20 protein-coding genes are annotated in these 20,184 nt (G+C 56.6%); 13 read left to right on the top strand and 7 right to left on the bottom strand.

What is annotated here, in order from left to right:
* Positions 1 to 32: 32 nt before the first annotated feature.
* From pckA to ACEPLT_RS20860, 5 genes are all read right to left on the bottom strand, one after another.
* Positions 33 to 1,652 (bottom strand): phosphoenolpyruvate carboxykinase (ATP), encoded by a 1,620-nt coding sequence (pckA, locus tag ACEPLT_RS20880; protein ID WP_021242192.1) that lies wholly within the window; start codon positions 1,650 to 1,652, stop codon positions 33 to 35.
* A gap of 353 nt (positions 1,653 to 2,005) precedes the next feature.
* Positions 2,006 to 2,890, bottom strand: a complete 885-nt coding sequence (gene hslO / locus ACEPLT_RS20875; protein WP_161958630.1) for an Hsp33 family molecular chaperone HslO — start codon at positions 2,888 to 2,890, stop codon at positions 2,006 to 2,008.
* Between the two features lie 18 nt (positions 2,891 to 2,908).
* Positions 2,909 to 3,310, bottom strand: coding sequence for a ribosome-associated heat shock protein Hsp15 (hslR, locus tag ACEPLT_RS20870; protein WP_008503044.1), 402 nt, complete (start codon positions 3,308 to 3,310; stop codon positions 2,909 to 2,911).
* Positions 3,307 to 3,990, bottom strand: coding sequence for a GMP/IMP nucleotidase (yrfG, locus tag ACEPLT_RS20865; RefSeq protein WP_008503043.1), 684 nt, complete (start codon positions 3,988 to 3,990; stop codon positions 3,307 to 3,309). Before yrfG ends, hslR begins: the two co-directional genes overlap by 4 nt.
* Positions 3,991 to 4,057: 67 nt before the next feature.
* Entirely contained in the window at positions 4,058 to 6,193 is a 2,136-nt protein-coding gene (locus tag ACEPLT_RS20860) for an intracellular growth attenuator family protein (RefSeq protein WP_008503042.1), read from the bottom strand.
* A 324-nt stretch (positions 6,194 to 6,517) separates the two neighbouring features.
* Between ACEPLT_RS20860 and nudE the strand changes: the two genes are divergently transcribed.
* Positions 6,518 to 7,078 (top strand): ADP compounds hydrolase NudE, encoded by a 561-nt coding sequence (gene nudE, locus ACEPLT_RS20855; RefSeq protein ID WP_008503041.1) that lies wholly within the window; start codon positions 6,518 to 6,520, stop codon positions 7,076 to 7,078.
* Between the two features lie 80 nt (positions 7,079 to 7,158).
* On the opposite strand, the gene mrcA is transcribed toward nudE, so the two are convergent.
* Positions 7,159 to 9,711, bottom strand: coding sequence for a peptidoglycan glycosyltransferase/peptidoglycan DD-transpeptidase MrcA (gene mrcA, locus ACEPLT_RS20850; protein WP_032675579.1), 2,553 nt, complete (start codon positions 9,709 to 9,711; stop codon positions 7,159 to 7,161).
* Between the two features lie 120 nt (positions 9,712 to 9,831).
* Here mrcA and pilM point away from each other — a divergent pair, with 120 nt between their 5' ends.
* The 12 genes from pilM (at position 9,832) to trpS (ending at position 19,800) form a co-directional block, all read left to right on the top strand.
* The gene (pilM, locus tag ACEPLT_RS20845; RefSeq protein ID WP_032675578.1) at positions 9,832 to 10,608 is read left to right on the top strand and encodes a pilus assembly protein PilM; all 777 of its coding nucleotides are present in this window, start codon (positions 9,832 to 9,834) and stop codon (positions 10,606 to 10,608) included.
* Positions 10,605 to 11,099, top strand: a complete 495-nt coding sequence (locus ACEPLT_RS20840) for a PilN domain-containing protein (RefSeq protein ID WP_032675577.1) — start codon at positions 10,605 to 10,607, stop codon at positions 11,097 to 11,099. The genes pilM and ACEPLT_RS20840 overlap by 4 nt, the downstream gene beginning before the upstream one ends.
* A gap of 3 nt (positions 11,100 to 11,102) precedes the next feature.
* A complete protein-coding gene (locus ACEPLT_RS20835; protein ID WP_032675576.1) occupies positions 11,103 to 11,558 on the top strand; it encodes a HofO family protein in 456 nt (151 codons plus the stop codon).
* Positions 11,559 to 11,583: 25 nt separating this feature from the next.
* Complete coding sequence (locus ACEPLT_RS20830) at positions 11,584 to 11,952, top strand: HofP DNA utilization family protein (protein ID WP_371876917.1); 369 nt, start codon at positions 11,584 to 11,586, stop codon at positions 11,950 to 11,952.
* Positions 11,864 to 13,102, top strand: coding sequence for a DNA uptake porin HofQ (hofQ, locus tag ACEPLT_RS20825; RefSeq protein ID WP_032675574.1), 1,239 nt, complete (start codon positions 11,864 to 11,866; stop codon positions 13,100 to 13,102). The genes ACEPLT_RS20830 and hofQ overlap by 89 nt, the downstream gene beginning before the upstream one ends.
* 286 nt (positions 13,103 to 13,388) lie before the next feature.
* A complete protein-coding gene (gene aroK, locus ACEPLT_RS20820) occupies positions 13,389 to 13,910 on the top strand; it encodes a shikimate kinase AroK (RefSeq protein ID WP_003861630.1) in 522 nt (173 codons plus the stop codon).
* 57 nt (positions 13,911 to 13,967) lie between these two features.
* On the top strand, positions 13,968 to 15,056 hold the full coding sequence (aroB, locus tag ACEPLT_RS20815) for a 3-dehydroquinate synthase (protein ID WP_008503035.1): 1,089 nt from the start codon (positions 13,968 to 13,970) through the stop codon (positions 15,054 to 15,056).
* A 92-nt stretch (positions 15,057 to 15,148) separates the two neighbouring features.
* A complete protein-coding gene (gene damX / locus ACEPLT_RS20810; RefSeq protein WP_032675573.1) occupies positions 15,149 to 16,450 on the top strand; it encodes a cell division protein DamX in 1,302 nt (433 codons plus the stop codon).
* Positions 16,451 to 16,517: 67 nt separating this feature from the next.
* Positions 16,518 to 17,330: an adenine-specific DNA-methyltransferase gene (dam, locus tag ACEPLT_RS20805; protein WP_008503033.1), complete on the top strand. Its 813-nt coding sequence runs from the start codon at positions 16,518 to 16,520 to the stop codon at positions 17,328 to 17,330.
* Between the two features lie 41 nt (positions 17,331 to 17,371).
* Complete coding sequence (gene rpe, locus ACEPLT_RS20800) at positions 17,372 to 18,049, top strand: ribulose-phosphate 3-epimerase (protein ID WP_008503032.1); 678 nt, start codon at positions 17,372 to 17,374, stop codon at positions 18,047 to 18,049.
* Positions 18,042 to 18,803: a phosphoglycolate phosphatase gene (gene gph / locus ACEPLT_RS20795; RefSeq protein WP_023326223.1), complete on the top strand. Its 762-nt coding sequence runs from the start codon at positions 18,042 to 18,044 to the stop codon at positions 18,801 to 18,803. The genes rpe and gph overlap by 8 nt, the downstream gene beginning before the upstream one ends.
* Positions 18,796 to 19,800 (top strand): tryptophan--tRNA ligase, encoded by a 1,005-nt coding sequence (trpS, locus tag ACEPLT_RS20790; protein ID WP_023298773.1) that lies wholly within the window; start codon positions 18,796 to 18,798, stop codon positions 19,798 to 19,800. The genes gph and trpS overlap by 8 nt, the downstream gene beginning before the upstream one ends.
* Positions 19,801 to 19,943: 143 nt before the next feature.
* Here trpS and ACEPLT_RS20785 read toward each other — a convergent pair whose 3' ends face one another.
* Positions 19,944 to 20,114: a YhfL family protein gene (locus ACEPLT_RS20785; protein ID WP_008503029.1), complete on the bottom strand. Its 171-nt coding sequence runs from the start codon at positions 20,112 to 20,114 to the stop codon at positions 19,944 to 19,946.
* Positions 20,115 to 20,184: the final 70 nt, after the last annotated feature.

Genomic DNA, 20,184 nt, shown 5'->3' with positions numbered 1-20,184 from the left:
TCGGGTAAGGCGAAGCCGCCACCCGACATGGGCTACAGTTTTGGACCCGCGCTCACCAGCGCAGCACCCGCCGGGGTATCGGTATACTTCTCGAAGTTCTCGATAAACAGCTTCGCCAGCGATTCCGCTTTCTCGCGCCACTGCTCCGGCGAACCGTACGTATTGCGCGGGTCGAGGATATGCGTATCCACACCCGGCAGCGACGTTGGGATCGCCAGGTCAAACATCGGCAGCGTGAAGGTTTCGGCGTCGTCCAGAGAACCATCCAGAATAGCGTCGATAATGGCGCGGGTATCTTTGATGGAGATACGTTTGCCGGTGCCGTTCCAGCCGGTGTTCACCAGGTATGCCTGCGCGCCGGATGCCTGCATGCGTTTCACCAGCACTTCAGCGTACTGCGTCGGGTGCAGCGACAGGAAGGCTGCGCCGAAACAGGCGGAGAAGGTTGGGGTTGGCTCCGTCACGCCGCGCTCGGTACCCGCCAGCTTGGCGGTGAAACCGGAGAGGAAGTGGTACTGCGTCTGGCTGGCCGTCAGGCGAGACACCGGCGGCAGCACGCCAAACGCATCCGCCGTCAGGAAAATAACCTTCGTGGCATGACCCGCTTTTGACACCGGCTTCACGATGTTGTCGATGTGGTAGATCGGATAAGAGACGCGGGTGTTTTCCGTTTTCGACGCATCGTCGAAGTCGATGGAGCCGTCGGCACGCACGGTGACGTTTTCCAGCAGCGCATCGCGACGGATCGCGTGGAAGATATCCGGCTCGGCCTCTTCAGACAGGCGAATGGTCTTCGCGTAGCAGCCGCCTTCAAAGTTGAATACGCCGTCGTCATCCCAGCCGTGTTCGTCATCGCCAATCAGGCGACGTTTTGGATCGGTAGACAGGGTGGTTTTCCCGGTGCCGGACAGGCCGAAGAAGACCGCCACGTCGCCTTTTTCACCGACGTTAGCCGAGCAGTGCATGGAGGCAATGCCCCGCAGCGGCAGCAGGTAGTTCATGACCGAGAACATCCCTTTCTTCATTTCGCCGCCATACCAGGTACCGCCGATCAGCTGGATACGCTCGGTCAGGTTGAAGGCAACAAAGTTTTCGGAGTTCAGACCCTGCTCTTTCCACTGTGGGTTGGTACATTTCGCGCCGTTCATCACGATGAAATCAGGGGTGAAGTCCTGCAGCTCTTCGTCGGTTGGACGAATAAACATGTTTTTCACGAAATGCGCCTGCCAGGCCACTTCGGTTATAAAACGTACGGAGAGACGGGTGTCGGCGTTAGCGCCGCAGAAAGCGTCGACAATAAACAAACGCTTGCCGGAAAGTTGATGGGTGACGAGCCCTTTCAGGTGCTGCCAGGTTTCCGGAGAGAGCGGTTTGTTGTCGTTCTTCCCTTTGCCCTTGTCAGCCCACCACAGCGTATCGCGGGTGGTTTCGTCTCGGACGATATACTTATCTTTCGGCGAACGACCGGTAAAAATACCGGTATCGACGGCGATAGCACCAAGATTCGTCAACACACCGCGCTCGTATCCTTCCAGTGCTGGATTGAGCTCTTCCTGATACAGCGTATCGTAGTCGGGGTTGTAGACGACTTCCTGGACGTCGTGAATACCATAAGCCTTGAGATCTTGCGGGGTTAAACCAGTAACACGCATATCACTGCTCCTTAGCCAATATGTACTGCCTGAAATTGTAGGGTTTTTCTGAGGTTGTTTACCGCGACGGGGCTCATAGATTCACGCATCTGGACAAAACCCTTACTAACGGAAAACGCTGCGACTCCAGTCACAGCGCAGGCGGATTATCGCAGGAATCGCTTTTTTGTTGGGGAAAATGTTCCGAAAAGGTTAAAGGCTGGTGATTTTATCGGAAAGAATGTGAATGTAATCGCATACACATAAGAAAATTACGTAAGAGTTACATTGGGAAAACGATTCAGCTTGGGGGGTGTTTTTTGCCCCTTAACCCAGCCCTCTTCCCAAACGGAAGAGGGTGAGGGGAAAGAAGTTTAGTGAACCTGCGGATCCGCCGGGGAGGCGTTGTTGCGGATCTCAGCGATATCCATCGAATTGAACACATAGTGCGTACCGCAGTAGTCACAGTGCATATCAATTTCGCCGTCTTCCGCCATGATGCTGTCGATCTCTTCATCCGGCAGGGTTTTCAGTGCGCCAGCGCAGCGCTCGCGGGAGCAGGTGCACTTAAACTCAACGGACTGCGGGTCGTAGACGGTCACTTCTTCTTCGTGGTACAGACGCCACAGCACGTCGGTCGCCGACAGGTTGAACAGCTCTTCCGCCTTGATGGTTTCGGTCAGCGTCGCCAGGTGCTCAAAATCATTGGTCTGCGCGTCCTGCGCAGGCAGAACCTGCAGCAGCATCCCGCCAGCAGCTGGCTGGCCGTCCACTTCACCGGTGCGGATGAAGAGACGCGTCGGCAGCTGTTCAGAACGCATGAAGTAATCTTCCAGGCAGGCTGCCAGGGTATCGCCTTCCAGACCGACCACGCCCTGATAGCGTTCACCTTCCTCCGGGGAGATGGTGATCACCAGGTAGCCATTACCTACCAGCGTTTTGAGGTCAGCATTTTCAGGCACGTCGCCCTGAACGCGCGCCACGCCGCGCATCTGCTGCTGGTTATTGCCGTTGATCACCGCCAGCGACATTGGGCCGTCACCCTGCAGCTGCACGGTGATATCGCCGGCAAACTTCAGCGTTGCGGTCAGCAGGCTGGTGGCAACCAGCAGTTCGCCCAACAGGGTCTTCACCGGCAGCGGGTAGTTGTGGTTTTCCAGAATCTGTTTCCAGGTTTCGGATACGGTGACCAGCTCGCCGCGCACGGCGAATTGTTCAAACAGATAGCGGTGTAATTGGTCGTGTTGGGCCATTTTCATCTCTCGTGCGGGTGAGGGTTACTCGCTCTCACCGTGTTTAAATTTCATCAGATCGCGGCGCTCTTTTTTATCCGGTCGCCGGTCCGGGTGGGGCATGGTCAGCGCATTCATTTTGCGCGCCAGCGCGGTCTTCTCGCGCTTTTCAATGCTTTCCGCCGTCTCTTCATAAAGCAGGACGGCTTCCGGGGCGGGCCGTCGTTGTTCGGTAATGGCTTTAATCACTACCGTACGTTCATCGTTGCCCTGACGCAGCGTTAAGGTGGCATTCAACTCAACCAGCTTGCTTGGTTTGCTGCGCTGGCCGTTGTAATGCACTTTTCCGCCGTCAATCATCTCGCGGGCAAGGGCGCGCGTTTTATAAAAACGCGCCGCCCATAGCCATTTGTCCAGTCTTACCCCGTCAGAGGGTTTTTCTTTCATGGCCTCTCCTTCACGGTCAGTGAGGGGATCATCTGGCGGTAGTCGTTCAGTCCCGGGTGGCGCAGATAGCTTTTTTCAGCCAGGCCAGAGTCAGGATTGGTGACGCCCAGACAATAGCGAATGCCAAACCTTGCCGCGGAATCCAGAATGGGCTCGCTGTCGTCAATGAACAGCGTACGTTCCGGCTGCAAGCCCGTCTCTTCCTTCACCGCATGCCACAACCGCTGATCCTCTTTCGGATAACCAAATGTGTGGGTGGAAAGTAATAAATCAAGGTGTGATGCCAGACCCGTATGCTCCAGCTTCACGGCCAGGTTATGGGGATGCGCATTTGTCAGCAAAATACGGCGTTTGCCGCTTGCTTTCAGCGCATCCAGGAACGGAACCGTATCCTCGCGCAGTACTGCTCGCGGGCCCTGGGCGGTGGTCATGGCACAAATATCCAGACCGAGGCGTTCGCTCCAGTAGTCCAGACAGTACCAGTTTAGCGTATGTTGCACGGCGCTATATTGCGAACGAATGAATGCCTGCGCTTCTGCCGGGGAGATTCCCTGCTGCTCGCCATAGGTTTCCGGCACCAGCGTTTGCCAGAAATAGTTATCAAAGGCGAGATCGAGCAGCGTGCCGTCCATATCCAGCAGAACGGTGTCGACCTGCTGCCAGTCGATATCAAGATGCATAGGGGGGAACTCCAGCCAGAAGAATCGTGCGCGACAGGGTAGCACATCTTGTCGCGCAACGACGTTATCAGATCAGGCTCTCAGAGGAGGGGATCAGCTTAGGATTGAGGCAATTTTCATAATATTGCTGGATCTCTGCAAGCCGGGTGCGCGAGCGCTGGTAGCGTCGCAGGGCCATAAAGCCGTTCCAGAAAATGGCGATCAGCATCGCGGTCATCAGCAGAGAGGTGCCGATGTAGCGCCATAAACCTGCGCTATCCGGCATCCGGTGCAGGCCGATATGGCGCGTGCCGTTGGCGTCGGTATAAACACTCGTGACAATCCCTTCTGCGCTGAACGGCGTTTGCATTAGCATCTGCGCCAGGCGCTGGAACTGGCTCCACTGCTCCTGCGCCGGGTAGTCATAAAGCGCAACCTGTGGGTAAGGCTGATCGACCAGGTCGCTGCCTTCATCGCTTGCAATCACAAAGCCTCCCGGTGCCGGGCTGTTCAGCGCCTGAGCCGCCCGGGTGGTTTCGCGCATCATAAACGGTGATGTGGAGGTGGCGACCAGGTTATCCAGCGATTCAGCACTCACCGGACGCAGCAGCACGTTGACGCCATCCAGTCGTCCCGCTTCGGCGCGCTTTACCAGCGAGTCCCAGTCTTTACTGTTCCCCAGGTTGACCAGGGCATTTTTAAGACGTATGCACTCATCCTGCGAAGAACAGAGATCCTGCGTTTTCAGAACGATGTCACCAAAATCATCCAGCAGAACCATGCCTGATTTTTGAATGGCCGAACGCAGTGCGGGACTAACGCGTGAATCATCGTCCGGTTTCGGGTGCAGCTGGCGGTTAACCGTCTGGGTAAGCGCCGTGGCTTTATTCACCACTTCGGATTCCGGCAGCGGCAGCGGCGGTGCGTCGTTCCAGATAATTTGCGAGCAATCGAAAGGCATGAACGGCGAGTTCTGGCGCGTGTTCCATGCCCCTGGGGTGTGAATATTACACATCCCGGTTCCCTTCAGGCGCAGCGTGTCCCCCACGCGCACACCGGCTTCATCCAGTTTGTTGACGCTGGTCGCTTCAATGGTTTGCGCCCCTTTGATCCACGACAGGGTGAATTTGATGGGCATATCCAGCGGCACGAAAAGCAGCAGCATGACTAAGACCAGCGCCGCGCCCCCGGCAATGACCGTGCTGCGAAGCCAGTGCTGAAGCGGGAAATTTTTCACTTCATCATGCAGGGATAAGAAGCGCCCCTGACGCACAACGTGGCGGTCAAGGTAGATATCAATATCGGTTTTCTGGCCTAAATCCTGCGCGATCCACGGTTGCCAGTGGCGCGGGTAAATCAGGTCAATAATCCCGAGCGAGATATTGTTGAGGTGTTCCTGATCGTTTTCACCGAACAGACCCCAGCGCTTTGGCGTCCCGCGCAGGCAGTGGATCTCGCGCAACGAGGTTTTGGCCGGTGGAGCAAAGAGCCCCCAAAGTCCGCCCGCCAGCAGCAGCACCGCACCGCCCGCCAGCCAGGGGACAAACACATCCGGCGTCAGCAGGCAGAAAAAAAAGAGCAGGAAGGCGGCGACGATCAGCAGGGCTTCACGAATGCCGTCCGGGCGGCTCAGGGCGTACTCTTCATGCGTCTCCTGACGAATGTTCAGCAGTTCAATCTGCTCTGTCTCTTCGCCACGAATAGAAGCCTGCGTCGAACTGGCGCGCTCCAGCGCAAAACGCGGAGCTTCCTGAAGATATTCATTCAGCGTGTGACCGTTAAGCGAGATAACCAGGGGCAATGAATCGGTGTGAATCAGCTCAACGCTGTTTTCGTCATTAATGTATTGCTCCCAGGACGGAGGGAGATGCACTTCGACGGAATCAAGGTAATAGCGCCACTTGTTGGGGTCATCAGTCGTGATGCCATAGCGCGTGATGGAGCGCGTCACGCAGAGCACGGTATCACTCTGCGCATTAAGCTTTAACGCCACGGGCGCAGCGGTGGCACCCGTTGGCCCAGGCGTGAGCTGAGTACGGTTCAGGATTTCGAGATAGTTTTCAACCGCATCGCGCTCGTCTTGCGTGAGTTTACGCGTGGTCGCGCCCGCAAATGCAGTTAAAAAAGGCAGGCGATAACGGCGCTGTATGCGGCGCCTGTACAACCACCCTGCAACCAATGCGCCGGCCAGCATAGCAGCGAGAACAATCAAAATGGTGCTCATGCTTTCCCCATCTTACTTATCTTCTTACAGGTGTAGTCAGTAGCACCTTTACATTGAATGAGAGTCTGTGGCTGGCTATCGGCAAGTATGGAGTCGAACTTGAGCATTCTGAAGCGCATCCCAGTGACCGGTGATGATAGCAAAGCCTGTTATGGCGCGATATCAGCAAATTCCTGGAAACATTTCAACCTCTTGACATTTGTTTTGAATTGAGGATTGATCCCTGCTACGTTGCATAAATGTAAATAAAGAACGATTGACATTGCCGAAACCGTGCGGCGTATCGCACAATAACGCCAGTTCTCACTGCTAAGACCCATCACGATGAGCAAACCACTACAAAAACCCACCATTCTGAATGTTGAAACAGTCGCCAAATCGCGCCTGTTTAATGTCGAAAGTGTGGATCTGGAGTTCAGCAACGGTGTGCGTCGCGTTTATGAACGTATGCGCCCCTCGTCGCGCGAAGCGGTGATGATTGTGCCGATTGTCGACGATCATCTGATTTTGATCCGCGAATACGCTGTGGGAACGGAATCTTACGAGCTTGGGTTCTCGAAAGGGCTGATCGACCCGGGCGAAACCGTCTTTGAAGCGGCAAACCGCGAGCTGAAAGAAGAGGTGGGGTTCGGGGCGAATGAGCTTTCATTCCTGAAAAAACTGAGCATGGCGCCGTCCTATTTTTCCAGCAAAATGAATATCGTGGTGGCTGAAGATCTCTATCCTGAATCGCTGGAAGGGGATGAGCCGGAGCCGCTGCCGCAGGTTCGCTGGCCGCTGGCGCATCTGATGGACCTCCTGGAAGACCCTGACTTTAATGAGGCTCGCAACGTGAGCGCGCTGTTCCTGGTACGGGAGTGGCTGAAGGGGCAGGGGCGGCTGTAGGCCATAAAAAAAGCCGGGTGGCGGCTTCGCCTGACCCGGCCTACGCTGTGTTGCCCGGTTTTGACCGGGCATTTTTACATTTAGAACAGCTCGTGCGTTTCGCCGTTATCGATAATCTCTGTACCCACCTCATGCACCGCCTGCGTGGTTGGCTGTGTGCCCTCGATGAAATACTCCTCGCGACTATTACCGCCGTTGGCGAGCTGGCCCGTGCTGCGGTCGATATTGACCGTCACCACGCCAGGCGGTGGCGTCAGCGGCTGCTCCGGCACGCCTTCAAGAACGGCCTTCATGTAGGCGTCCCAGGCTGGCTGCGCGCTCTTCGCGCCGCCTTCGTAGCCGGAAATCTGATCTTTAATCGCGCCGGAGGCCGTGGTACGCCCTAAATCGCGGCGGTGATCGTCGAAGCCGATCCAGACCGAGGTCACCACGCCCGGACCGTAACCGGAGAACCACGCGTCTTTCGAGCTGTTGGTTGTCCCCGTTTTACCGCCGATATCATGGCGCTGCAGATCGCGTCCTGCGCGCCAGCCGGTACCCTGCCAGCCTGGCTCACCGAAGATGTTGGTGTTCAGCGCGCTTTTGATCAGGAAAGACAGCGGCGTGTTGATCACATGCGGGGCGTATTCCTGCGCGCCGGTCTGCGCCACCAGCGCCTGGTTCGCCTGCTCGAGCTGCGGCTGCGGCACCACGCCGCTCTGCTGCTCCTGCGACACGGCAGGGTCTTCCATGTCCTTGTTTTCAAGTACTTCAGATTTCGGCGTATTGCCATAAATGACCGGAATATCGCAGTCAGGGCAGGCAATTTTCGGCTTCGCCTCGAACAGCACGCCGCCCTGATCGTTCTCGATCTTGCTGATGAAGTACGGGTCAATCAGGAAGCCGCCGTTGGCCATCACCGAGTATCCACGCGCGACCTGAAGCGGCGTAAAGGAGGCTGAGCCTAACGCCAGCGACTCGGTGCGAACGATGTTCTGCGCCGGGAAACCGAAGCGCTGCAGATACTCTGCGGCATAGTCGACGCCCATGGCGCGCATGGCACGCACCATCACCACGTTTTTCGACTGTCCCAGACCCTGACGAAGACGAATCGGGCCGGCATATTCCGCAGGGGAGTTTTTCGGCTGCCAGTCGGAACCCGCCCCCGCATCCCAGCGGGAGATTGGCACGTCGTTGAGGATGCTGGCGAGGGTCAGGCCCTTATCCATCGCGGCCGTGTAGAGGAACGGTTTGATATTGGAACCGACCTGACGCAGCGCCTGGGTGGCGCGGTTAAATTTGCTCTGGTTGAAATCGAACCCGCCGACCAGGGCCAGTACAGCACCGTTCTGCGGATTGATAGAAACCAGGGCCGAGTTGACGTCCGGCACCTGCGCCAGCCACCAGGATTCGCCAACCTTGCGCACCCAGATTTGCTGCCCGGTCTGCACCGCATCGGTCACTTTACGCGGCGTGGCGCCCTGCAGGGTATCCGAGCGGTACGGACGCGCCCAACGGATACCGTCCATGCGCAGGGAGACGGACGTACCGTCCGCGAGCGTTGCAACGGCTTCCTGAGGATCGGCCTGCGTCACCACCGCAGGAAGGAGCGGACCGTAGGTAGGCAGCGCTCTCAGCGTACTGGTGATTTTTTTGCTGTCCCACGCGCTTTCGCCCACCTTCCAGAGCACGTTTGAGGGGCCGCGATAGCCGTGACGCATATCGTAGTCCATCACGTTGTTGCGTACCGCGTCCTGCGCCGCCTGCTGCACTTTACGGGTGACGGTGGTGTACACGCGATAGCCATCTTCATAGGCCTTGTCGCCATAGCGATTCACCATCTCCTGGCGAACCATTTCGGTCAGGTAAGGCGCTGAGAAGGCGATCTCCGGGGCGTGGTAGTTAGCGTCAATGACGTCGTTGCGCGCCTGGTCATACTCGCTCTGGCTGATATAGCCTTCGCTCAGCATACGTGACAGGACGACGTTACGACGCGCGGTGGCGCGGTCGAGCGAGTAGAGCGGGTTAAACGTGGACGGCGCTTTTGGCAGACCGGCGATGGTGGCCATTTCGCTTAAGGTGAGTTGCTCAACAGGCTTACCGAAGTACACCTGCGCGGCCGCCCCCACGCCATAGGCACGGTAGCCCAGGTAGATTTTATTGAGGTACAGCTCAAGGATCTCGTCTTTGCTCAGCAACTGCTCAATACGGATCGCAAGGAACACCTCTTTGATCTTACGCGTCAGCGTCTTTTCAGGGCTGAGGAAGAAGTTACGCGCCAGCTGCTGCGTAATGGTACTCGCCCCCTGAGAGGCGTGACCAGAGAACAACGCAATGCTCGCGGCACGGAAAATCCCCACCGGATCGACACCGTGGTGCTCGTAAAAACGGCTGTCCTCCGTGGCGATAAAGGCTTTCACCATCACGGGTGGAATTTGGTTTAAGGTCAGCGGGATACGACGCTTCTCGCCATACTGCGCCATGAGCTCGCCATCGGCGCTATAGACCTGCATCGGGATCTGGAGACGCACATCGCGAAGCGTGGCGACATCAGGTAGCTGTGGCTCAATATATTTGTACAAACCGTAAATCGAGCCTGCTCCCAGCAGAATGCAACAGACTGCAAGGATGAATAAATACTTTACGAACTTCACCGGAGATTTCCCATTTGGTTTTACTTGGGCAGTTTCTAAACAATCGCGCGGTAGTATAAAGGCAAGCCTGATTCATTGATATAGCCGTCAGGGCGACGGGCGATAAGGAGATCGTGAAGCATGGCCTTCAAAACATGGCAAACGGGCGTTCATATTCAACAGGATAGGGTGCTGATCGTGGCGCTGGACCGGGATAAGTCCGGCTGGCGTCTGCGGCGCTGGTGGGCAATCCCGCTGGGCGAAGGCATCATTCGTGACGGCAAAATTTGTCAGCCAGAACAGCTGGTTGATGCGTTGCGCGACTGGCGAAAAACGCTGCCGCACGCCCATCGGGTGTTCCTCTCTTTCCCGGCAGCACGTACCCTGCAGCGGTCGCTTCCCCGCCCGACCGTTGCGCTGCGCGACAGCGAGCAGCTCTCATGGCTGGGTAGCGCGCTCGCCCGCGAACTGGAGATGTCTGCCGATACCCTCTGTTTCGATTACGCGCAGGATACCTTCAGCAATACCTTCCACGTGACGGCCGCACAAAACAACGAGGTCGATACCCTTCTGGCGCTGGCGAAAACGCTGCGTTTGCGGCTGGTGACCATTACCCCGGATGCCAGCGCGCTGACGAATCTTCTTCCCGCAGTGGCGCCGGCGCAGTGCGTTGCCTGGCGGGACGATCGTCAGTGGCTCTGGGCGATGCGCCACCAGTGGGGACGCCGCTTAACTACCGAAGCAGAAAATGTGGCCGAGCTGGCGGCGCTGCTGGCGCTTGGTCCGGATGACATCGCGCTGTTTGATTGCCGACGTGATCCGTGGGAAATCCTGGAACGCTGCCATGCTCCGCTGCCGGAATGCGGGGCTGATTATACCGTCGCGCTGGCGTTGGCCATGAGCGAGGTGCCCGGATGAGCATCCTGAATTTTCTGCCCTGGCGACAGCAGCGGCGCGCGCGATGCCTGCGCTTCTGGGGCGCAATGTGTATCGGCACAGTACTGTTGATGTTCGTAGTCATTGTTTGTCTGCGGATGAACCAGTTCGTGAAACTGCGCGCGCTGCAAACGGATCTGACGGGAATGCAGTCCGTGCAGCACGCGCTGGTCGCCCGGCAAAAACTGGCCGCACAGGCGCAGCTACCCGCGCAAACCAGGCAACGACGCGCATGGCAACCGGTGCTGGCCTCCCTTTCCCGCGCCATTCCTTCACAGGTCTGGCTGACAGAGCTGCGCTATCAGCCGCCTGCGCTGATTTTGACCGGTTACGCCATCACCCTGCCGGCCCTCTCTGCCCTGCGCGATGGGCTGGGACAACTCGCGGGCTTTACGCCCGGGACGCCGGGCGAGCTTCGTCAGGATAGCCGGGGGCACTGGATGTTTACGCTTCATCTCAAAAGTGAGGGGTAACGCGTGAATACCTTGTTAGAACGCTGGTGCGAAAGCCGTCCCTGGCATCGGGTACTCTGCTGGTGCCTGGGGAGTCTCCTGGCAGGGCTGGTCGCGTGGGGCGCGTTGCTCAGACCGGTAGACAGGCAGTGTGCTGAACAACAACGCCAGCTGATTGAGAATGTAAGCACTAATGCATCGTTATGGCCTGTTGTCAGAAAGGGGCTGTTTCTTCCGGACGCTGCAAAGACAAGGGAGCTGGCACCATTCTCCCCGCTCGATTTTCAGAACGATGAGACGACGCTGGTTCACTGGAAGCCGCTGCAGAATGGAGGGGAACTGACGCTGGATACGGAGTGGCAGGCCATTCCGGAACTTTTTTCCCGTCTGGCACAGCAGGATGTGCAGATCGCCGCTTTCGCGATTGCGCCACAAGGTACGGCGTTGCGCCTGCAGCTGGAGCTGGAACATGCGAAATAGCGCGCGATGTTTGCTGGTTTGCTCAGTGCTGCTATTGACCGGTATGCGCGATCCGTTTCGTCCTCCGGACGATCCTTGCGCCATTGGCGAGCTGGCGCAGTGGCGCTTTCGCGGCATGGTGGAAGGGCAGGAGACTATCGGCATTTTACAGGATGGGCAAAAGCGCTGGTACCGGCTGAAAATGCATGAGCGCTTCCCGGCTGGCTGGAGGATAACCGCCGTCAATGCAGCGGAGCTGGCGGTTGATGTGGGTGACACCTGTGACCCGGGAAAATGGACGTGGCAACGAGAAGGAACGGACAAAAATGAATTTACGGATAATGCTGTGGCTGCTGGCGTTCAGCCAACCGCTGTGGGCCGCCGCGCCAAAACCGGTCACGCTGGTGGTGGATGACGTGCCTGTGGTCCAGGTGTTACAGGCCCTGGTCGCACAGGAGAACCGTAATCTGGTGGTATCGCCTGATGTCAGCGGTACGCTTTCGCTTAACCTGACGCGCGTTCCCTGGAGGCAGGCGTTACGAACGGTCGTCTCCAGCGCCGGACTCGTCTTGCGCGAGGAGGGCGGTATTTTTTATGTGCATACCGCGGCCTGGCAGCGTGAACAGCGGGAGCGTTCAGAACAGGAACAGGCGCGTCGACAGCTTGATGCCCCGCTGGTCACTCAGGGCATTCCCTTTTCTTATGCGGATGCCGGGGAGCTGCAAAAAGCCGCGGAAAAACTCCTGAGCCCAAAGGGGAGCTTATCCGTCGACACGCGTACTAACCGCCTGCTGATTCGGGATAACCAGGCTGCGGTGGATACGCTGCAGCGCTGGGCCGCCGAGATGGATATTCCCGTCGAGCAGGTCGAACTGGCGGCGCATATTGTGACCATCAACGAAAAAAGCCTGCGCGAGCTGGGGGTGAAGTGGAATCTCGCCGACGCTACCGACGCGGGCAAGGTGGGACAACTGACGACGCTGGGCAGCGATCTTTCCGTCGCCAGCGCCACCAGCCACGTGGGGTTTAATATCGGTCGGATTAACGGCAGGTTGCTTGATCTGGAACTTTCAGCGCTGGAGCAAAAACAGCAGGTCGATATTATTGCCAGCCCGCGGCTGTTGGCCTCGCATATGCAACCTGCCAGCATTAAGCAGGGCAGCGAAATTCCGTATCAGGTCTCAAGCGGGGAAAGCGGCGCCACCTCCGTTGAGTTTAAAGAGGCGGTACTCGGAATGGAGGTCACACCGGTAGTATTGCCGGGAGGACGCGTGCGCCTGAAATTACACATCAGCGAAAATATGCCGGGACAGGTTCTGCAGCAGGCCGATGGCGAAACGCTGGCTATCGATAAGCAGGAGATAGAAACCCAGGTGGAGGTAAAAAGTGGAGAAACGCTGGCGTTGGGCGGAATTTTTTCCCAGAAGAACAAAACCGGCAGTGACAGCGTACCCGGTCTGGGAAGCATCCCCTGGGTTGGATCGCTTTTTCGTCATGACGGGAAAGACAACGAACGGCGTGAATTAGTGGTGTTTATTACACCACGTCTGGTCGGTATTCGCTGACGGATAACGATCCCCGCAATGATTTTGCATTCAGTTTGTTGCAGATGTTTGACGTGGGGCATGAATTAGCATACAAGGAGTACCGATTTGAGTTGGACTTACGTCTTATTACCTTATGCGCCCGGCGCGGTGATTTAATCAGTTGCCAAACAAGCCGGAGTATTGAGATAATTTTTAGTCTGACTCTCGCTCTATTGCATATGAGGTTTCAGTTCATGTCCTGCTACGCCGGGTGTCTGCGAAGCGGGGATTACCATTAACGAATAGTCTTAGTAGTACCGATAAAATGGCAGAGAAACGCAATATCTTTCTGGTTGGGCCTATGGGTGCCGGCAAAAGCACTATTGGGCGTCAGTTAGCTCAACAACTCAATATGGAATTTTACGATTCTGATCAAGAGATTGAGAAACGAACCGGAGCTGATGTGGGCTGGGTTTTCGACGTAGAAGGCGAAGAAGGTTTCCGTGACCGAGAAGAAAAAGTGATCAACGAACTCACGGAAAAACAGGGCATCGTTCTGGCAACAGGCGGCGGCTCTGTGAAATCTCGCGAAACCCGCAACCGTCTCTCCGCCCGTGGCGTAGTGGTCTATCTTGAGACGACCATTGAGAAACAGCTGGCACGTACGCAGCGCGATAAAAAGCGCCCGCTGCTGCAGGTTGAAACGCCACCACGCGAAGTTCTGGAAGCGTTGGCCGATGAACGCAATCCGCTGTATGAAGAGATTGCCGATGTGACCATTCGTACCGACGACCAGAGCGCTAAAGTGGTTGCAAACCAGATTATTCATATGCTGGAAAGCAACTGATTCTGGCTTTATATACACTCGCCTGCGGGTAATAGCATTAAAGGTGGATGTCGCGTCATGGAGAGGATTACAGTTACTCTCGGGGAACGTAGTTACCCTATCACCATCGCGGCTGGTTTGTTTAACGACCCAGCTTCCTTTTTACCACTGAAAGCGGGTGATCAGGCGATGCTGGTCACCAACGAGACGCTGGCTCCGCTTTATCTCGACCGCGTACGCCACCTGCTTGAGCAGGCGGGCGTAAAAGTCGACAGTGTGATTCTCCCCGATGGCGAGCAGTATAAAAGCCTGACGGTACTGGATACCGTCTTTACCGCATTGCTGCAAAAACCGCATGGTCGCGATACAACACTGCTTGCCCTGGGCGGCGGTGTTGTGGGCGATCTGACCGGCTTTGCGGCCGCAAGCTATCAGCGTGGTGTCCGCTTTATTCAAATCCCTACCACGCTGCTGTCCCAGGTCGACTCCTCTGTGGGTGGCAAAACGGCAGTGAACCATCCGCTCGGCAAAAACATGATTGGCGCGTTCTATCAGCCCGCATCGGTGGTGGTGGATCTCGACTGTCTGAAAACCCTGCCGAAGCGCGAACTGGCTTCGGGTCTGGCGGAAGTGATCAAATACGGCATTATTCTGGACGGCGAGTTCTTTAACTGGCTTGAAGAGAATATGGATGCGCTGCTGGGCCTCGATGAGGCAAAACTGGCATACTGCATTCGTCGTTGCTGTGAGCTGAAAGCAGAAGTTGTAGCCGCAGACGAGCGTGAAACGGGCTTACGTGCTTTACTGAATCTTGGGCATACGTTTGGTCACGCGATTGAAGCCGAAATGGGTTACGGCAACTGGCTGCACGGTGAAGCCGTCGCGGCCGGCATGGTGATGGCTGCCCGCACCTCTGAACGCCTTGGGCAGTTCAAACCGGAAGAGACGGCACGTATCATTGCGCTGCTTGAGCGTACAGGTTTGCCGGTGAACGGGCCGCAGGAGATGTCGGCGCAAGCGTATTTACCCCACATGATGCGCGATAAAAAAGTATTGGCAGGTGAGATGCGTCTTGTACTCCCGCTTGCAATAGGGAAGAGTGAAGTGCGCGGCGGAGTGCCGCACGATGTCGTTCTTGGCGCTATCGCTGACTGTCAGCAGGCGTAACAACTAGAAAGGTCAGGCCACTGTCGCAGGTGGTCGTTTAGCTTCAGGTGAAATGCAAAGTCGTTGGCATAAGCCTTTGAGTGGGGTGTTAAATGGATGAATTCAAACCAGAAGACGAGCTGAAACCCGATCCCAGCGATCGTCGTACTGGTCGTTCTCGTCAATCTTCAGAACGTGATAACGAGCCGCAGATCAACTTTGACGATGTTGATCTGGATGCAGACGATCGTCGCCCTTCGCGCAGCCGCAACGCGCACGAAGAGCGAGCAGAAGAGGATTATGAGTCCGAAGAAGATTCAATGGACGAACAGCCTGTAGAGCGTCGCCCGCGTAAACGTAAAAAAGCCGCTGCGCCAAAACCGGCGTCCCGCCAGTACATTATGATGGGCCTTGGCGTTCTGGTGCTTGTGCTGCTGATTGTCGGCATTGGCTCCGCGCTTAAAGCACCGTCAACGAACTCAACCGAGCAAACGGCTTCCGCTGAGAAGAGCATCAACCTTTCCGGTAACGATGCGTCCAATCAGGCGAATGGCGCACAGCCAGCGCCGGGTGCTACTTCCGCAGAGCAGACCGCCGGTAACACCACAGCGCCGCAGGATGTTTCTCTGCCGCCCGTTTCTTCAACCCCAGCTCAGGGTCAGGCACCTGCTGCGCCAGAAGGTCAGCAGCGTGTGGAAGTTCAGGGAGACCTGAACAATGCGCTGACGCAGCCGCAGAACCAGCAGCAGGTTGATAACGTCGTGGTTAACTCTACGCTGCCAACTGAACCTGCAACCGTTGCCCCGATTCGCGGCGGTAACGCTCAGCCGCAAACGGCCGCGACGGAAACCAAACCGCACCAGACGCAGACTACAACACGTCCTGAACGTAAGCAGGCAGTGATTGAGCCTAAGCGTGAAACCAAACCTCAGGCAGTGGTAAAAGCGCCTGAAGTGAAAGCCGTACCGGCCCAGCCGAAACGCACGGAAACGGCTGCGGTGAGCGAGCCTGCTAAAGCGCCCGTCACGCAGACTGCGCCGAAAGCCACGGCGACCACCACGGCACCGGCTGCCACAGCGGCACCAGCCGCGACGGCAACCGCCTCCAGCAGCGCGGCAGGTAAAACGGCAGGTAACGTCGGTTCGCTGAAGTCTGCGCCTTCCAGCAACTACACGCTGCAGCTGAGCAGTTCGTCTAACTACGACAACCTCAACAGCTGGGCGAAGAAATCAAATCTGAAAAACTATGTTGTTTATCAGACGACCCGTAACGGTCAGCCGTGGTATGTGCTGGTGAGTGGTGTTTATTCGTCAAAAGATGAAGCAAAACGTGCCGTAGCGGCGCTGCCAGCTGACGTTCAGGCGAAGAACCCATGGGCGAAGCCGATTCATCAGGTTCAGGCCGATCTGAAGTAATGTTTAAAGCGCAGGATGCTGTCGGAGCTTTCTCCACAGCCGGAGAAGGTGTAATCAGTTAGTCAGCATGAAAAAAAATCGCGCTTTTCTGAAATGGGCAGGGGGGAAATACCCCCTGCTCGATGATATTAAAAAGCACCTGCCTGAAGGCGAGTGTCTTATCGAACCTTTCGTGGGTGCGGGATCGGTGTTCCTCAACACCGATTTTTCTCGTTATATCCTGGCGGATATCAACAGCGACCTTATCAGCCTCTATAACATCGTTAAGCTCCGTACCGATGAGTATGTTGCAGAGGCGCGCAAGCTGTTTACGCCCGAGAACAATAACCCGGACGTTTACTACCAGTTCCGCGCGGAGTTTAACCAGAGCCAGGATCCGTTCCGCAGAGCCCTGCTGTTCCTCTATCTCAATCGTCATGGTTACAACGGCCTGTGCCGGTATAACCTGCGCGGGGAATTTAACGTGCCGTTTGGTCGCTACAAGCGCCCGTATTTCCCACAGGACGAGCTTTATCACTTTGCTGAAAAAGCGCAGAACGCGGAGTTTCATTGCCTCTCCTATGAAGAGTGTATGGAACTGGCAGGCGTCAATTCGGTGGTTTACTGTGACCCCCCATACGCGCCGCTGTCTGCGACGGCGAACTTCACCGCCTACCACACCAACAGCTTCAGCCCTGCCGAGCAGGCGCGTCTGGCGGAGATGGCGGAAAAGCTGGTCAGCAAAAGAATTCCGGTGTTAATTTCGAATCACGACACGCCTGATACGCGCGAATGGTACAAAGCCGCGAAGCATTTTCAGGTTAAGGTGCGGCGTAGCATTAGCAGCAACGGCGGCACACGTAAAAAGGTGGACGAACTCCTGGCTCTTTATCGCCCCTGAGCCGTTTTGCCCGCCGGTAAACACATTTCAAGGAGAAGCGGATGAAACAGTTTTTGATTGCTCCCTCAATTCTGTCGGCCGATTTTGCCCGCCTGGGTGAAGATACCGCCAACGCACTGGCGGCTGGCGCGGATGTCGTCCATTTCGACGTGATGGATAACCACTACGTTCCTAACCTGACCATCGGTCCGATGGTGCTCAAGGCGCTGCGTAACTATGGCATTACCGCCCCGATCGACGTTCACCTGATGGTGAAACCGGTTGATCGCATCGTGCCTGACTTCGCCGCGGCGGGTGCCAGCATCATCACCTTCCATCCGGAAGCCTCTGAACATGTGGATCGCACGCTGCAGCTGATCAAAGAGAACGGCTGTAAAGCGGGTCTGGTGTTTAACCCGGCCACGCCGCTGAGCTATCTCGACTATGTCATGGACAAGCTGGACGTGATCCTGCTGATGTCCGTTAACCCCGGTTTTGGCGGCCAGTCATTCATTCCTCACACGCTGGATAAGCTGCGTGAAGTCCGCCGTCGTATCGACGAGTCAGGCTACGACATTCGTCTGGAAGTAGACGGCGGCGTGAAAGTGAATAACATTGGTGAAATTGCGGCGGCAGGCGCGGATATGTTCGTTGCTGGTTCTGCCATTTTCGACCAACCGGATTACAAAAAAGTCATTGATGAAATGCGCCGCGAGCTGGCGAAGGTAAGTCATGGATAAATTACAGGCTATTCGGGGTGTGGCATTCGACCTCGACGGCACGCTGGTTGACAGCGCGCCGGGCTTAACGAGCGCCGTCGACCAGGCGCTGTATGCACTTGAACTCCCCGTTGCGGGTGAAGAGCGTGTCGTCACGTGGATTGGCAACGGCGCCGATGTTCTGATGGCGCGCGCGTTGACGTGGGCGCGTCAGGAGCGTGCGTCGCAGCGTTCCGCCCAGGGAAAACCGAGCGTCGATCACGCGGACATCCCGCAGGAAGAGCAGCTGCGTATTCTGCGCAAACTGTTCGATCGTTTCTATGAAGAGACCGTCGAGGAGGGCAGCTTCCTGTTCCCTGACGTTCAGGAAACGCTGAGCGCGCTGCACGCGAAGGGCATCCCGCTGGGTCTGGTGACCAACAAACCCACGCCGTTTGTCGCACCGCTGCTGGAAGCGCTCAATATCGCGAAGTATTTCTCCGTGATTGTGGGCGGCGACGACGTGCAGAACAAAAAGCCCCATCCGGAACCGCTGCTGCTGGTGGCAGGAAAATTATCCTTAACGCCTGCGGAGCTGCTCTTTGTCGGCGATTCCCGCAATGATATTCTGGCTGCCCGCGCGGCCGGGTGTCCTTCCGTGGGGTTAACCTATGGCTACAACTACGGTGAGGCCATTACGCTGAGTGAGCCGGACGTCGTTTTCGACCACTTCAAAGATTTGTTGCCCGCACTCGGGCTTTCGCACAGTGAACATCAGGAATTGAACAATGACTAAGCCCATCGTTTTTAGTGGCGCACAGCCTTCAGGTGAATTGACCATTGGTAACTACATGGGCGCGTTACGTCAGTGGGTCAGCATGCAGGATGACTACCATTGCATTTACTGCATCGTCGATCTCCATGCGATTACCGCCCGTCAGGATCCTGAGAAGCTGCGCAAAGCCACGCTGGACACCCTGGCGCTGTATCTTGCCTGTGGCATCGATCCAGAGAAGAGCACCATCTTCGTTCAGTCTCACGTGCCGGAGCACGCGCAGCTGGGCTGGGCGCTGAACTGCTACACCTATTTTGGCGAGCTGAGCCGCATGACGCAGTTCAAGGATAAATCCGCGCGCTACTCTGAAAACATCAACGCCGGCCTGTTTGACTATCCGGTACTGATGGCGGCAGACATTCTGCTGTACCAGACAAACCAGGTTCCTGTCGGCGAAGACCAGAAGCAGCACCTGGAGCTGAGCCGCGATATCGCCCAGCGCTTCAACGCGCTCTACGGCGATGTGTTTAAAGTACCAGAGCCATTTATTCCGAAGTCCGGCGCACGCGTAATGTCGCTGCTGGAGCCGACCAAGAAGATGTCCAAGTCTGACGATAACCGCAACAACGTTATCGGCCTGCTGGAAGATCCGAAATCGGTGGTGAAAAAACTCAAGCGCGCGGTGACCGATTCCGACGAGCCGCCAGTCGTGCGCTACGACGTGCAGAACAAAGCGGGCGTCTCCAACCTGCTGGATATCCTCTCGGGCGTCACCGGCCAGAGCATCCCTGAGCTGGAAAAACACTTCGAAGGCAAGATGTACGGCCACCTGAAAGGCGAAGTGGCAGATGCCGTTTCCGGCATGCTGACCGAGCTGCAGGAGCGTTATCACCGCTACCGTAACGACGAAGCTTTCCTGCAGAAAGTGATGAAAGAGGGGGCGGAAAAAGCCAGCGCGCGCGCGTCCGAAACCCTGAAAGCGGTGTATGAAGCGATTGGGTTTGTGGCGAAACCTTAAGCCGCTGTGCCGGGTGGCGGCTTCGCCTTACCCGGCCTACGGGACCGTGTAGGTCGGGTAAGCGTCAGCGCCACCCGACAAAAAACACACTCTCCAAAACTAAAAAACCGGGATATCCCGGTTTTTTTACGCCTGTAAAACGCTTACTGCTGTGCCGCCGGGCCGCAACCACCGATGATCTTCGAAATGGAGATCGCCGGGTGCAGCAGGTAATCGTAGCTGCAGTTATTTTTGGTGTTTTGAACGTGACCGGTGCAGGCCGTCAGAGTCGATAACAGGCCAACCAGAACGGCGGCCTTTGCCAGTTTGAACATACGCATTCCTTGTCTTTAAAACGAAAATTGGATGTAACTCAAGGGAATAAAGGGAAAAGTTCCACTTCGG

The organism is Enterobacter sp. fkY84-1, from assembly GCF_052974705.1.
This window is presented reverse-complemented; position numbering and strand designations above follow the sequence as displayed.

What these genes read in the sequence shown, in the direction of transcription:
- nudE (WP_008503041.1), top strand. Translation starts at nt 6,518, where the DNA reads ATGAGCAAACCACTACAAAAACCCACCATTCTGAATGTTGAAACAGTC.
- aroK (WP_003861630.1), top strand. Translation starts at nt 13,389, where the DNA reads ATGGCAGAGAAACGCAATATCTTTCTGGTTGGGCCTATGGGTGCCGGC.
- gph (WP_023326223.1), top strand. Translation starts at nt 18,042, where the DNA reads ATGGATAAATTACAGGCTATTCGGGGTGTGGCATTCGACCTCGACGGC.
- hslO (WP_161958630.1), bottom strand. Translation starts at nt 2,890, where the DNA reads ATGAAAATGGCCCAACACGACCAATTACACCGCTATCTGTTTGAACAA.
- yrfG (WP_008503043.1), bottom strand. Translation starts at nt 3,990, where the DNA reads ATGCATCTTGATATCGACTGGCAGCAGGTCGACACCGTTCTGCTGGAT.
- ACEPLT_RS20840 (WP_032675577.1), top strand. Translation starts at nt 10,605, where the DNA reads ATGAGCATCCTGAATTTTCTGCCCTGGCGACAGCAGCGGCGCGCGCGA.
- pckA (WP_021242192.1), bottom strand. Translation starts at nt 1,652, where the DNA reads ATGCGTGTTACTGGTTTAACCCCGCAAGATCTCAAGGCTTATGGTATT.
- hofQ (WP_032675574.1), top strand. Translation starts at nt 11,864, where the DNA reads ATGAATTTACGGATAATGCTGTGGCTGCTGGCGTTCAGCCAACCGCTG.
- dam (WP_008503033.1), top strand. Translation starts at nt 16,518, where the DNA reads ATGAAAAAAAATCGCGCTTTTCTGAAATGGGCAGGGGGGAAATACCCC.
- aroB (WP_008503035.1), top strand. Translation starts at nt 13,968, where the DNA reads ATGGAGAGGATTACAGTTACTCTCGGGGAACGTAGTTACCCTATCACC.
- pilM (WP_032675578.1), top strand. Translation starts at nt 9,832, where the DNA reads ATGGCCTTCAAAACATGGCAAACGGGCGTTCATATTCAACAGGATAGG.
- trpS (WP_023298773.1), top strand. Translation starts at nt 18,796, where the DNA reads ATGACTAAGCCCATCGTTTTTAGTGGCGCACAGCCTTCAGGTGAATTG.
- hslR (WP_008503044.1), bottom strand. Translation starts at nt 3,310, where the DNA reads ATGAAAGAAAAACCCTCTGACGGGGTAAGACTGGACAAATGGCTATGG.
- ACEPLT_RS20860 (WP_008503042.1), bottom strand. Translation starts at nt 6,193, where the DNA reads ATGAGCACCATTTTGATTGTTCTCGCTGCTATGCTGGCCGGCGCATTG.
- damX (WP_032675573.1), top strand. Translation starts at nt 15,149, where the DNA reads ATGGATGAATTCAAACCAGAAGACGAGCTGAAACCCGATCCCAGCGAT.
- rpe (WP_008503032.1), top strand. Translation starts at nt 17,372, where the DNA reads ATGAAACAGTTTTTGATTGCTCCCTCAATTCTGTCGGCCGATTTTGCC.
- ACEPLT_RS20785 (WP_008503029.1), bottom strand. Translation starts at nt 20,114, where the DNA reads ATGTTCAAACTGGCAAAGGCCGCCGTTCTGGTTGGCCTGTTATCGACT.